The organism is Foliimonas ilicis, assembly GCF_039939195.1.
In the GTDB taxonomy this organism is placed as follows: Bacteria; Pseudomonadota; Alphaproteobacteria; order Rhizobiales; family Rhizobiaceae; genus Foliimonas; species Foliimonas ilicis.
Map to the genome: position 1 here is coordinate 141,652 of NZ_JBDUUH010000004.1, position 13,950 is coordinate 155,601.

The following is a 13,950-nucleotide window of genomic DNA, read 5'->3' on the forward strand; positions in this document are numbered from 1 at the left end:
GCTTTCATGGGCTGCCCTGCTCTATAGTCTGCCGCATTGCCTAACCGGAAACTGGAATCATGGCCGAATATTCAGCCTTCGCGCTTCTCAAGAACGCGTTGAATGGCAACAAGGACTGGAAACCGGCATGGCGCAAGCCAGACCCCAAACCCTCCTACGACGTGATTATCGTCGGCGGTGGCGGACACGGACTTTCCACCGCCTATTATCTGGCGAAAGAACACGGCATCACCAATGTCGCCGTGCTGGAAAAGGGCTATCTGGGCTCCGGCAACGTCGGCCGCAACACGACCGCCGTGCGCTCGAACTACCTCTTGCCTGAAAATATCCGCTTCTACGAGCATTCGATGAAGCTTTGGGAAAATCTCTCGCACGATCTGAACTACAACGTCATGTTCTCGCAGCGCGGCGTGCTCAATCTCGCCCATACGCCCGGCCAGATCGACGAGCTCGCCCGCAAGGGCAACGCCATGCGCCATGAGGGCGTCGATGCAGAATTGATGACACCAGCACAGATTGCACGACTGGCGCCCGGCCTCGACATTTCGAACACGGCACGCTTCCCGATCCTCGGCGGCCTGATGCAGCGCAGTGCTGGCACCGCACGCCACGACGCCGTCGCATGGGGCTATGCACGCGGCGCGGACCGGCGCGGCGTCGACATCCTTGAAAATTGCGAAGTCACCGGCTTTCTGCGTGAAGGCGACAAGATCGTCGGCGTCACCACCACGCGCGGCGAAATCCGCGCGAAAAAGGTCGCGGTCGCCGTCGCGGGCTCAACCGGTCGCGTCATGAAGCTTGCAGGCATCGACACGATGCCCATCGAAAGCCATGTGCTTCAGGCATTCGTCTCGGAATCGGTCAAGCCGATCCTCGACACTGTCATGACCTTCGGCATGGGCCACTTTTATGTTTCGCAATCCGACAAGGGCGGCCTCGTCTATGGCGGCGACATCGACGGCTACAACAGCTACGCCCAGCGCGGAAATCTGCCCATCGTCGAAGATGTGATGAGCGAAATGCTGACGCTCTTTCCGGGGCTGGCGCGCCTTCGCGTGCTGCGCTCATGGGGCGGCGTCTGCGACATGTCGATGGACGGCTCGCCGATCATCACCACTGGCCCGCTGCCCGGCATGTATCTGAACACCGGCTGGTGTTATGGCGGCTTCAAGGCGACGCCAGCTTCGGGCTTTTGCTTCGCCTGGACGATCGCCAAGGACGCGCCGCACGAACTGAACGCGCCATTCACGCTCGACCGTTTCCAACGCGGCCTCGTGATCGACGACAAGGGCCAGGGCGCAACGCCCCGCCTTCATTGAAGCGGACATTCCGATGCTGATTACCTGCCCCTATTGCGGCCCGCGCGACGCTTCCGAATACACCTATCAGGGAGACGGCAACCGCCCGCGCCCGGATCAGGCCTCGACCGATCAGGCCGCCTGGAACACCTATGTTTACGAGCGGCTGAACCCGGCCGGCGAGCACAATGAAATCTGGCAGCACTCCGGCGGATGCCGCGCGCATCTGCGCGTCGTTCGCGACACCCTCACCCACGTAATTTCGAGCGTCAGCTTCATGGAGCGCGCATCATGAGCGGCAGACGCACCGATATTGGCGGGCTGATCGACCGCACGCGCACCATCCGCTTCACCTTCGACGGGCGCGCTTTCAGCGGCCATCCCGGCGACACGCTGGCCTCCGCGCTTCTCGCCAATGGCGTGACGCTGTTCGCACGCTCGTTCAAGTACCACCGCCCGCGCGGCGTGTTGACCGCTGGCGTCGATGAACCCAACGCGCTCGTCACCGTGCTGAACGGCGAAATCCGCGAGCCGAACATTCCGGCAACGCTGCTGGAAATTTACGACGGGCTTACCGTCGTCAGCCAGAACCGCTTCCCAAGCCTTGCTTTCGACGTCAGCGCGGTAAACCAGCTTGCAGGCAGCCTGCTTTCGGCGGGCTTCTACTACAAGACCTTCATGGGTCCGGTATTCGGCCCTTTGAAGGGCACGCGCTTCTGGATGTTCTGCGAAAAGTTCATTCGCCGCGCGGCCGGTTTGGGACGCGCAGGCATCGAAAAAGACACGGCGCGCTATGAGCGCATGAACGCTTTCTGCGACGTGCTTATCGTCGGTTCCGGCCCTGCCGGTCTGGCCGCCGCCATGGCTGCGGCGAAGTCGGGAAAACGCGTGATCCTTACCGATCTCGAAGCGCGCTTCGGCGGCTCAGCCAACTGGTCTTCGGAAACCATCGACGGCGAAAGCAGCGCCGAATGGGCATCGAAGACGATCCGCGAACTCTCCGGTTTCAGCAATGTGAAGCTCCTGTCCCGCACCACGGTCTGGGGCTATTATGATGGCAACACGCTGGCCGCGCTCGAACGCGTTTCGGACCACAAGGCAGCACCGGAAAAGGGCGAGCCGCGCCATCGCTATTGGCTTATCCGCACCGGCTCGGTCGTTCTGGCGACCGGCTCTTTCGAACGCCCGCTCGTTTTCCCCGGCAATGATATGCCGGGCGTCATGCTTGCCAGTGCAGCAGAACGCTACGCCAATCAGTTTGGTGTTCTGCCGGGCCGCAAAATCGCGGTGCTGACCAACAATGACAGCGCCTATCGCGCCGCACTCGCGCTGAAAAAGGCAGGTGCGGACATTGTGGCAATTGCCGATGTGCGCACCGAGATTTCCGAAGCCGCGCGCGCCTTGGCGAGCGAAATCGGCGGCGAATTCCTGACCGGCCACGCAGTCGTCGCAACCGAAGGCGGCAAGAAGCTTTCGGGTCTGAAAGTCCAGAAATTCGATCTCGCCACCCGCTCCCTTTCCGGCGATGCGCGCAGCATCCATGCCGACAGCCTGATCGTGTCCGGCGGCTGGTCGCCGACGATCCATCTGGCAAGCCAGGCAGGCGCGAAGGCCGTGTGGAGCGATGAGCTTCAGGCATTCCTGCCACCGGAACCCGATGCGAACGGCCAGAACTGGATCGGCGCAGGCGCGTTCCGCGGCAATTTCGCGACCACTGAAGCCATCGATGACGGCCACCGCGCCGGTTCGCTTGCCGCAGGTATCGCGGAAGAAGAAATCGACACGCCGGGCGTTTCCGGCACTTTGCTGGATTTGCGCCCCGCGCCGGTTTTCGAAATCGGCGCGAAGGGTAAGGCGTTCGTCGATTATCAGCACGATGTGACGGCTGAAGACGTTCGTCTCGCGCACCGCGAAGGCTTCGTCTCGGTCGAGCACCTCAAGCGCTACACGACGCTCGGCATGGCAACCGATCAGGGCAAGACGTCCAACATTCCAGGCCTCGCCATCATGGCCGAAGCGCTCGGCAAGCCGATCCCGGAAGTCGGCACGACCCGTTTCCGCCCGCCCTTCGCGCCCGTATCTGCAGGTTCGCTTGCCGCCGAACGCTACGGCGACATCAAGCCCGAACGCCTGACGCCGATGCACGATTGGCATGTCGAGAACGGCGCGTGCATGTATTCGGCGGGCCTGTGGTTCCGCCCGATGATTTATGCCGACTCCGGCGAAACGGTCGAGCAGGCCTATGTGCGCGAAGCGAAAACGGTGCGCGAAGGCGTCGGCCTGGTCGACGTCTCGACGCTCGGCAAGATCGCGGTTCAGGGGCCGGATGCGGCCGAATTCCTCGACCGCGTCTACACCAACATGTTCTCGACGCTTGCCATCGGCAAGGCACGCTACGGCCTGATGCTGCGCGAGGACGGCCTCGCTATGGATGACGGTACGACTTGGCGTCTTGGGCAAAACGATTTCCTGATGACGACGACCACGGCCAATGCGGGCAAGGTCATGCAGCATCTGGAATATTTCCTCGACGTGATTTGGCCGGACCTCAAAGTGCATGTCACCTCCGTTACCGACCAATGGGCGGGTGCTGCAATCGCCGGGCCGAAGGCGCGCGACGTGCTCGCCGCCTGCGTCACCGAAACCGCTCTCGAGAACACGACACTGCCATTCATGGGCATCGTGCATGGCCGCATCGGCGAAGCGCCGGTCGTCATCTGCCGCCTCTCCTTCTCCGGTGAGTTGGCCTATGAGGTCTATTGCGGGTCGGGCCATGGAACTTACGTCTGGGAAGCGCTTCTGCGCGCTGGCGAAAGCTTCGGCATCGTTCCTTACGGGCTGGAAGCGCTTGGCACGTTGCGCATCGAAAAAGGCCATGTGACGGGCGCGGAAATCGACGGGCGCACCAGCGCCAACGATCTGCACCTCAACTGGATGATCTCGAAGAAGAAGCCCTTCATCGGCTCAGCCATGATGAACCGCGAGGGGTTTCTGCGCGAAGACAGGCTCCAGCTCGTCGGCATCAAATCGCTCGACAACCGGCCTTTCAACGGCGGCGCTCACATCGTCGAGCAATTGGAAGAAGGCGCGCCGCGCAACTCGCTCGGCCATGTCACGGCCATGTGCTACTCGCCGGTCTTCGGCCAGTATATCGGGCTTGCGCTGGTCAAGGGCGGCAAGACCCGCCATGGCAGCCGCGCCTTCATCTCCGATCCGCTCAGAAACAGGTTCGGTCCTGTCGAGATCGTGAGTCATCATATGTACGACCCTGAAGGGAGCCGCATGCATGGTTGATCAATTGTCGCCTTTGCAGCCGGTCCTGAAACCCGGCTCGCTTGGAAATTTCACGCGCGGAACCGGTGTCACTCTCAGCGAAACCGCACCCGGCTCCATCGTTCAGGTTGCAGGCTGGCCGGGGCAGGAGAAGGCACTTATAGCTGCCATTTCCAGCGTCACCGGGCTTTCCTTCGGTGATGGGCCAGGTGCCGGAACATCGGTCGATGGAAAAGCCGCGTTCGGCATCGCACCGCGCAGATTTCTAATCATGGATGACAGTGAAGATTTGGCAAACCGCCTGACCGCAGGCGTTTCGGAAGCAATCGGCACAGTCACCGATCTTTCACATGGCCGCACGGCACTTCGCGTATTTGGCCCGAAAGCAGAATGGGTTCTGGCAAAAATCTTCGCTCTGGATTTTTCGCCATCCGCCTTTCCCGAAGGTGCGGGCCGCTCGACCACGCATCACGAGATTTTCACGCAAATCCAGCGAACCGGCCCCTCGCAATTCGACCTCTACGTCTTCCGCTCATTCGCCCGCAGCTTCTGGCACGTGCTGTGCCACGCGGCCGAAGAAGTGGGCTATGAAGTCAGGTAGGCGACGGAACGTCTCAGCATGCCGGAAGTTATTTCTCCTCAACGTCCAAGGAGACACCCGGCATGCCATTCATCAAGACTTCAGACGGTACAGAGCTTTTCTACAATGATTGGGGCAGCGGCAAGCCGGTCGTGCTCATCCACGGTTGGCCGCTCGACGGCGACATGTGGGAACACCAGTCGCTGTTTCTCGCCGAAAACGGCTTTCGCGTCATCACCTACGACAGGCGCGGCTTCGGTCGGTCGAGCCAGCCCTATTCGGGTTATGACTACGATACATTCGCCGACGATCTGAAAACCATCATCGAAAAGCTCAATCTCAAGGACGCTTCTCTCGTCGGCTTCTCGATGGGTGGCGGCGAAGTCGCCCGCTACATCGGCAAAAACGGCACGTCGCGCCTTTCAAAAGCCGTGCTGATTTCCGCCGTCACGCCATATCTGCTCAAGACCGCCGAGAACGATACCGGCGTGCCGCAGAAGGTCTTCGATGACATTATTGAAGGCATCAAGAAAGACCGGCCCGCCTTTCTGGGCGATTTCGGCAAGCAGTTCTTCGGTGCCTCGATGCTGAATCATCCAGTCAGCAGTGCAATGCTGGATTGGACAAGTCAGGTCGCGATGCTTGCCTCACCGAAGGCGACACTGGATTGCGTGCGCGCATTCTCCGGCACGGATTTCCGGGCTGATCTCGCCAAATTCGACATCCCGACCCTCATCATCCATGGCGATGATGACAAGACAGTGCCGATCGACGCTTCAGCCGGGGTAACGACAAAACTGCTGCCGAAGGCGGAATACAGAATTTACGAAAACCAGCCGCATGGCCTCTACCACACTGCTGCGGACCGTTTGAACAACGATCTGCTGAAATTCCTGTCGTAAGGAATAAAAGACCGGCGGCGGAAACGCTGCCGGTTATTTGCAGAACTTGACCCAGTCTTCCAGCGGTGCACGCGGCGTACGGAAGGTGTTTTCGACCTTCGACGTATCCTCGTAACCAAGCGCCATGCCGCACACGACGATCTCCTCTTCGGGAATGTCGAGGATTGGCCTTATCTGCTTGTGATAAGGCGCGAACGCCGCCTGCGGGCAGGTGTGCAGCCCCCGCCCCCGCGCCGCAATCATGATGTTTTGCAGGAACATGCCGTAATCGATCCACGAACCCTTGTTCAGCCTGCGGTCGATCGTGAAGATCATGCCGACCGGCGCATCGAAAAACACGAAATTGCGGTCATGCTGGGCGCGCATCTTATCGACGTCGCGGCGGCCGATGCCAAGCACGCCGTAAAGGCCGAAACCGTTTTCGCGGCGACGCTGCAAATAGGGTTCAAAAAACTGGTCGGGATAATATTTGTATTCGTCCCACGCGACCTTTTCGGCGCGAATGCCTGAATTCAGGATCGCATCGCCGATCTGCTGCCGCGTCTCGCCGGTTGCGATGTAAACTTTCCACGGCTGCATATTCGTGCCGGATGGCGCGCGCGATGCGACTTCGAGAATGTCCTTGATCGCCTGCTCGTCCACCGGGTCCGGCAGGAAAGCGCGCACGGAGCGTCGCGAAAGAATTGCATCGTCCACCATGGCGGTTTCATCCGCCACATGGGTCGTCTTTTTAGGTGCCAGCATGTCTGGTCGTCCCTGGGATATGAACTCAATTATAAGGCCGGATGGTGAGACACCGTCTGTTCGGATGCATCGCCAGCTTCCGACCCTGATGCTGATTTCGAGCGGGCGTCCCTCAGATCACGTCCGAAGACTGCATTTGCACCACCCTCGCCCACTTCGCAAGAGCGACGGCACCCCATGAAATTATACTTGAAATTTTCACGGAAATCAGGCTCCATGAAATTATCCGGAGAATTTTCATGCCGACCAACCTTGCGCTCGATGAAGACGACTTTTCCGAAGAAGGCACATTGCTGGCGAGCGATTTGCGTGCGCTGCGCCGTGCGCGAGGCCTTACGCTGATTGATATTGCGGGCCGCCTCGGGCGCTCCGTCGGTTGGCTGAGCCAAATCGAGCGCGGGCTTTCCACTCCTTCGATCAGCGACCTTCGCGCTTTTGCAGAACTGTTTCGAGTGCCGATCAGCCTGTTTTTCGGTCATGAGCCGGAAAACGAGGGCGAGCGCGGCGTCATCGTACGAAGTGCCGGCAGGCGCGCGCTTGGCACAAGCGATTCGGGTCTGGTGGAGGAGCTTCTTTCACCCGATCTCGGCGGTAGTTTCGAAATGCTGCGCTCGGAATTCGCGCTGGGTGCCGAACTTGCTGTCGCCTCGCAGCGGCCCACCGAAGAAGCAGGCTATGTCGTTTCCGGCCGCTTCGACCTCGAAATAGACGGAATCTGGCACAGCCTCACAGAAGGCGACAGCTTCCGCTTCAGCGGCAAACCTTTCCGCTGGAAGAACCCGGGAACAGAACCGGCAGTGGTGATCTGGGTCATCTCGCCACCGGTGTATTGAGGAGAGATTGAATGGCCGAACTTCCTTCGACCGCGCGCGTGGTCATTATCGGTGGCGGCGTCGTCGGCGTTTCGGCTCTTTATCATCTTGCCAAGGCGGGCTGGATCGACTGTGTGCTTCTCGAAAAGAACGAGCTGACCTCCGGCTCGACATGGCATGCGGCGGGCAATGTCCCGACTTTTTCGTCGTCATGGTCACTGATGAACATGCAGCGCTATTCCGCCGAACTCTATCGCGGGCTGGCGGAAGAAGTCGATTATCCGATGAACTACCACGTCACCGGCTCGCTGCGCCTCGCCCACACGGATGAGCGGATGCGCGAATTCCAGCGCGTGAAGGGCATGGGCCGCTATCAGGGCATGGATATCGACGTGATCGGCGCCGACGAAATCGTGGGCCGTTACCCCTTCATCGACACGCAGGATCTGAAAGGCGCGCTCTACGATCCGGGCGACGGCGACATCGACCCCGCACAGTTGACGCAGGCGCTTGCAAAAGGCGCGCGCGACATGGGCCAGAAGATCGCGCGCTTCTGCCCGGTCACTGGCGTACGTCGCGAAAACGGCGAGTGGATCGTCTCGACGCCCAATGGCGAAATCCGCTGCGAATATGTCGTCAACGCTGCCGGTTATCGCGCGCAGGAAGTGGGCAGAATGTTCGGCCGCGAAGTGCCGATGATGGTCATGAGCCATCAGTACATATTGTTCGAAGAAATTCCCGAACTCGCCGCCTGGTCGAAGGAAAACGGCAAAAAACTGCCGCTGCTGCGCGATGTCGATTCCTCCTACTATCTGCGGCAGGAAAAGAACGGCATGAATCTCGGGCCGTACGAACGCAATTGCCGCGCCCATTGGGCAACTCCCGACGATCCAATGCCCGACGATTTTTCCTTCCAGCTTTACCCGGACGATCTGGAACGCCTCGAATGGCATCTGAACGATGCAATCGCGCGCGTCCCGATCCTTGGCACTGCCGGGCTTTCCAAGGTCATCAACGGCCCGATTCCCTACACGCCAGATGGCAATCCGCTGATCGGCCCGATGCCCGGCGTGCCGAACGCGTTCGAGGCCTGCGTCTTCACCTTCGGCATCGCGCAGGGCGGCGGTGCTGGCAAGGTACTGGCCGAATGGATCACACAGGGCCAAACCGAATGGGATATGTGGTCCTGCGACCCGCGCCGTTTCACAGCCTTTGCCGCGGGTCACGACTATGCCGTCGAGAAGGGCAAGGAAATCTACGGCCATGAATATGCGATCCATTTCCCGCGCCACTCATGGCCCGCGGGCCGCAACCAGAAGCTTTCGCCGATCCACGACCGGATAGCCGCACTCGGCGCTCAATTCGGCTCCTACAATGGCTGGGAACGCGCCAACTGGTTTGCGCAGCCGGGCGACGACACATCGGAGGAAGCCACCCAGACCTTCCACCGCGAAGGCCCCTGGCAGGCCCGCATCCGCGAGGAATGTCTAGCGGTACGCGATACGGCTGGCATTCTCGACCTTCCCGGCTTCTCGCGATATCGCCTGCAAGGTGCGGGCGCGCGCGATTGGCTCTCCTCGCTCATCACCGGCGCGGTGCCGAAACCCGGCCGCATCGGCCTTGCCTATTTCGCCGACGACAAGGGCCGTATCGTCACCGAAATGTCGGTCATGGCACTCGCGGAAGATTTTTTCTTCCTGATCACGGCAGGTGTTGCCGAGTGGCACGACTTCGAGTGGCTGCAGAAACATCAGCCGGAAGGCACGGAAATGACTCTGCAAAACGTCACCGAGACTTTCTCCTGCCAGATACTTTCGGGGCCGAATTCGCGCGCCATATTGGCCGATGTGAGCCAGGCGGATCTCACGCTGCCGTGGCTCTCGCATCAATCCGTTCAGATTGCCGACAGATGGTGCCAGCTCGTACGCGTGTCCTTCGCGGGCGAACTCGGCTGGGAAATCCACACCAAGATCGAGGACACGGCTGTAATTTTCGACGCGGTCTGGCAGGCAGGCCAGAAGCATGGCCTAAAACCCTTCGGCATGTACGCGCTCGACAGTCTGCGTCTCGAAAAAGGCTACCGCGCATGGAAAGGTGATCTTTCGACCGATTACACGGTGCTGCAGGGTGGGCTTGAGCGCTTCGTGAAATGGGACAAGCCGGACTTCAAGGGCAAATCCGCACTTCAGAGCGAAAAGCAGCAGGGCGTAAAAAAGCGTTTCGTTACCTTAGTGGTCGAAGCCGGCGAATGCGATGCGCCTTACATGTCGCCGGTCTGGCACGATGGTCGCATCGTCGGTGAAACGACATCCGGCGGCTGGGGCCATCGCATCGACAAATCCATCGCGCTCGGCACCATCCGCGCCGATCTGGCTATTCCCGGCCAGAAGCTAAAAGTGGAGATTTTCGGCGAAAACTTCCCCGCTGTGGTTCAGGAAGATCAACCCCTCTGGGACCCGAAGAACGAGAGATTAAAAGCGTAGACGGCCCCTCATCCCGCTGCCGCGACCTTCTCCCCGCAAGCGCGGGGAGAAGGAAGAAGCTGAAACGTCGCCGCAACCTTTCTTCGCCCCGTTTACGGGGAGAAGATGCCGGCAGGCAGATGAGGGGCAATCGAAACGGAAATGATTAAAGGAATAACTTTATGCCCCACCCATCGTCACGAATTTCCGGCATCACCCCATCGGGCAAGGATGGATGGGAAGTGCATTTCGCCGCCATGACCCGCAGGCTAGCAGGTGAGGAAATCATCATGCTGTCGGCAGGCGATCATGATTTCGATACGCCAGCCGAAACCGTAGAAGCCTGTGTGACTGCCGTCCGCAGCGGATTCCACCACTACACGCAACTTCCCGGCATCCCGCCGCTTCGCGCGGCAATGGCCAGGATTTCGACGCGCATGACGGGCGTCGAGACGTCAGCCTCGGAAGTCATCGCCACGCCCGGCGGTCAGTTGGCGCTTTTCGCGGCCGTGCAGGCGACGCTCGATCCCGGCGGCCACGCAATCGTCGTTGCTCCTTATTACGCGACCTACCCCGCCACATTCCGCGCGGCAGGCGCAGGGTTCACCGTGGTCGAAGCGCAGCCGGACAATGGCTTCCAGCCGCTGCCGGAGGAAATCGAAAAGGCAATCGAACCGAACACGCGCGCCATCCTCATCAATACGCCGAACAACCCGACCGGCGCGGTCTACAGCCGCGAGACGCTGGAAGGCATTGCCGATATTTGCCGCAGACACGACCTCTGGCTGCTTTCCGATGAGGTCTACTGGACGCTTGGCAGCGGCGAGCATTTTTCGCCCCGCGCTTTGCCCGGCATGGCGGAGCGCACGCTGGTCATCAATTCCATGTCGAAAAGCCACGGCATGACGGGCTGGCGCATCGGCTGGCTGACGGGGCCAAAGGCGCTGATCGAACTGCTGATCAGCCTCAACCTCGTCACCACTTACGGCCTAACCGATTTCGTCAGCCATGCCGCCGTCGAAGCGCTGGAAAACGATTTCGGCGTGGCCGAGATCGCGGAACGCTACAAGGCGCGCCGGGAACTGATGCTCGATGCGTTTCGCGGCTTCAACGACTTCACTGTGCGCGGTTCGGAAGGAGGCATGTACATCATGCTCGACATTCGCGACATCGAGCCGGATTGCGAGAAATTCGCATGGGGCCTGCTGGAAGCCGAAAAACTCGCCGTCATGCCGGGTTCGAGCTTCGGCGAAGCAGCCGAAGGCCACATTCGCCTCAGCCTTTGCCAGCCGGAAGACACGCTGAAAGAGGCCGCCCATCGCCTGAAACGCTTCGCCTCTTCCTATCCCTTTCAAGCCAAGAGCAAATCCGCATGAGCGCATCGCCCTCGAAAGACATTCCAGCCAAGGCAAGAGCCGTCATCATCGGCGGCGGCATTTCGGGCTGTTCGGTCGCCTACCATCTGGCAAAACTTGGCTGGAAAGATGTCGTTTTGCTCGAGCGCAAGCAATTGACCAGCGGCACGACATGGCACGCGGCAGGGCTTATCGGCCAGTTGCGCGGTTCGCAGAATATGACGCGGCTCGCCAAATATTCGGCAGACCTCTACGTCAAGCTGGAGGAAGAAACCGGCGTCGCGACCGGCATGCGGCAGGTCGGCTCGATCACCGTCGCGCTGACCGAAGAGCGCAAGCACGAGATTTACCGGCAGGCTTCGCTGGCCCGCGCGTTCAATGTCGATGTTCGCGAGATTTCGCCTAACGAAGTCAAGGAAATGTACCCGCATCTGAACATTGCCGATGTCGTCGGCGCCGTTCATCTGCCGCTCGACGGCCAGTGCGACCCCGCCAACATCGCCATGGCTCTTGCGAAGGGCGCCCGCCAGCGCGGCGCGAAGATTTTTGAGAACGTCAAAGTCAGCGCGGTTCACAAGAAGGATGGCCGCGTCACCGGCGTTTCCTGGGTTCAGGGCGAAGAACAGGGCACGATCGAGGCCGATGTCGTGATCAACTGCGCAGGCATGTGGGCGCGCGATTTCGGGGCAATGTCCGGCGTCAACATTCCGCTCCACGCCTGCGAGCATTTCTATCTGGTCACAGAAGCCATTCGGGGGCTTGGCCGCCTGCCCGTCCTTCGCGTGCCGGACGAGTGCGCCTACTACAAGGAAGACGCAGGCAAGATGATGCTCGGCGCGTTCGAGCCGAAAGCCAAGCCTTGGGGCATGAACGGCATTTCGGAGGATTTCTGCTTCGACCAGTTGCAGGAGGATTTCGAGCATTTCGAGCCGATCCTCGAAATGGGCGTGAACCGCATGCCGATGCTGGCCGACGCCGGCATTCACACCTTCTTCAACGGGCCCGAAAGCTTCACGCCGGATGATCGCTACTACCTTGGCGAAGCGCCCGAACTCAAAGGCTACTGGGTCGCCGCCGGTTACAATTCCATCGGCATCGTCTCATCCGGTGGCGCGGGCATGGCGCTGGCGCAGTGGATCAATGATGGCGAAGCGCCCTTCGATCTCTGGGAAGTCGACATCCGCCGCGCCCAGCCATTCCAGAAGAACCGCGCCTATCTCAAGGAGCGCGTTTCCGAAACGCTCGGCCTGCTCTACGCCGACCACTTCCCCTATCGCCAGATGGCGACCTCGCGCGGCGTTCGCCGCTCGCCGATCCACGAACATCTGAAAAATCGCGGCGCCGTCTTCGGCGAAGTCGCAGGCTGGGAACGCGCAAACTGGTTTGCCCGCGAGGGACAGGAGCGCGAATACCGCTATTCGTGGAAGCGGCAGAACTGGTTCGACAACCAGCGCGAGGAACATCTGGCCGTGCGCAGTGGCGTCGGCCTGTTCGACATGACCTCGTTCGGCAAGATCAGGATCGAGGGGCGCGACGCGCTGACTTTTCTGCAAAAGCTCTGCGCCAACGAAATGGATGTCGAGCCGGGCAAGATCGTCTACACGCAGATGCTCAACGCAAAGGGCGGCATCGAAAGCGATCTGACAATCACCCGCCTGTCGGAAGCGGCCTTCCTCGCGGTCGTTCCCGGCGCAACGCTGCAACGCGATCTTGCATGGCTTCGAAAGCATTTGCAGGACGAGTTCGTCGTCATAACCGATGTCACCGCCGCCGAATCCGTGCTCTGCCTCATGGGGCCGAAAGCGCGTGAGGTGGTTTCGCGCATCAGCCCGAATGATTTCTCGAACGAGGCATTTCCCTTCGGCACAATGCAGGAAATCGAGATCGGCATGGGCCTCGCCCGCGCCCATCGCGTAACCTATGTCGGCGAATTGGGCTGGGAACTTTACGTCTCCGCCGACCAGACCGCCCATGTCTTCGAGGCCTTGGAGGAAGCGGGTGCCGCATCGGGCCTGAAACTCTGCGGCCTGCACACACTGGATTCCTGCCGCATCGAAAAGGCGTTCCGCCACTTCGGCCATGACATTACGGATGAGGACCATGTGCTAGAAGCAGGTCTTGGCTTTGCCGTCAAAACCGCTAAGGGCGATTTCATCGGACGCGACGCCGTTCTGCGAAAGAAAGATGGTGGCCTCAACCGCAGGCTCGTTCAATTCCGCCTGAAAAACCCCGAGCCGCTGCTGTTCCACAACGAAGCGCTGGTGCGCGATGGCGAGATCGTTTCCATCATCACATCGGGCAATTACGGGCATCATCTGGGTGGTGCGGTCGGCTTGGGCTATGTGCCGGCAAAAGGCCAGAGCGAGGCCGATATTCTGGGCTCTTCCTACGAAATCGAGATCGCGGGCGAGCGTTTCCAGGCCGAAGCCTCTCTAAAACCGATGTATGACCCAAAGGCTGAAAGGGTTCGCATGTAGGCCAACTCGACAGATTGCGTTTCAGCCTGTAGGCGTATTTCACGTAA

General features: G+C 60.3%; 10 protein-coding genes. 9 read left to right on the plus strand and 1 reads right to left on the minus strand.

The window, feature by feature from the left end:
- Window positions 1-59: 59 nt before the first annotated feature.
- The 5 genes from ABFT80_RS11040 (at window position 60) to ABFT80_RS11060 (ending at window position 6,053) form a co-directional block, all read left to right on the plus strand.
- Window positions 60-1,319: a sarcosine oxidase subunit beta family protein gene (locus tag ABFT80_RS11040; RefSeq protein WP_347971961.1), complete on the plus strand. Its 1,260-nt coding sequence runs from the start codon at window positions 60-62 to the stop codon at window positions 1,317-1,319.
- A 13-nt stretch (window positions 1,320-1,332) separates the two neighbouring features.
- Window positions 1,333-1,593: a sarcosine oxidase subunit delta family protein gene (locus ABFT80_RS11045; RefSeq protein ID WP_347971962.1), complete on the plus strand. Its 261-nt coding sequence runs from the start codon at window positions 1,333-1,335 to the stop codon at window positions 1,591-1,593.
- On the plus strand, window positions 1,590-4,592 hold the full coding sequence (locus ABFT80_RS11050; RefSeq protein ID WP_347971963.1) for a sarcosine oxidase subunit alpha family protein: 3,003 nt from the start codon (window positions 1,590-1,592) through the stop codon (window positions 4,590-4,592). Before ABFT80_RS11045 ends, ABFT80_RS11050 begins: the two co-directional genes overlap by 4 nt.
- A complete protein-coding gene (locus tag ABFT80_RS11055) occupies window positions 4,585-5,172 on the plus strand; it encodes a sarcosine oxidase subunit gamma (protein ID WP_347971964.1) in 588 nt (195 codons plus the stop codon). Before ABFT80_RS11050 ends, ABFT80_RS11055 begins: the two co-directional genes overlap by 8 nt.
- A 62-nt stretch (window positions 5,173-5,234) precedes the next feature.
- The gene (locus ABFT80_RS11060; protein ID WP_347971965.1) at window positions 5,235-6,053 is read left to right on the plus strand and encodes an alpha/beta fold hydrolase; all 819 of its coding nucleotides are present in this window, start codon (window positions 5,235-5,237) and stop codon (window positions 6,051-6,053) included.
- A 33-nt stretch (window positions 6,054-6,086) separates the two neighbouring features.
- Here ABFT80_RS11060 and ABFT80_RS11065 read toward each other — a convergent pair whose 3' ends face one another.
- Complete coding sequence (locus ABFT80_RS11065; protein ID WP_347971966.1) at window positions 6,087-6,797, minus strand: nitroreductase; 711 nt, start codon at window positions 6,795-6,797, stop codon at window positions 6,087-6,089.
- A gap of 239 nt (window positions 6,798-7,036) precedes the next feature.
- Here ABFT80_RS11065 and ABFT80_RS11070 point away from each other — a divergent pair, with 239 nt between their 5' ends.
- The 4 genes from ABFT80_RS11070 (at window position 7,037) to ABFT80_RS11085 (ending at window position 13,903) form a co-directional block, all read left to right on the plus strand.
- The gene (locus tag ABFT80_RS11070) at window positions 7,037-7,630 is read left to right on the plus strand and encodes a helix-turn-helix domain-containing protein (RefSeq protein ID WP_347971967.1); all 594 of its coding nucleotides are present in this window, start codon (window positions 7,037-7,039) and stop codon (window positions 7,628-7,630) included.
- Window positions 7,631-7,641: 11 nt separating this feature from the next.
- Entirely contained in the window at window positions 7,642-10,092 is a 2,451-nt protein-coding gene (locus tag ABFT80_RS11075; protein ID WP_347971968.1) for a GcvT family protein, read from the plus strand.
- A 161-nt stretch (window positions 10,093-10,253) separates the two neighbouring features.
- On the plus strand, window positions 10,254-11,447 hold the full coding sequence (locus ABFT80_RS11080) for a pyridoxal phosphate-dependent aminotransferase (protein ID WP_347971969.1): 1,194 nt from the start codon (window positions 10,254-10,256) through the stop codon (window positions 11,445-11,447).
- Complete coding sequence (locus tag ABFT80_RS11085; protein WP_347971970.1) at window positions 11,444-13,903, plus strand: GcvT family protein; 2,460 nt, start codon at window positions 11,444-11,446, stop codon at window positions 13,901-13,903. Before ABFT80_RS11080 ends, ABFT80_RS11085 begins: the two co-directional genes overlap by 4 nt.
- Window positions 13,904-13,950 lie beyond the last annotated feature (47 nt).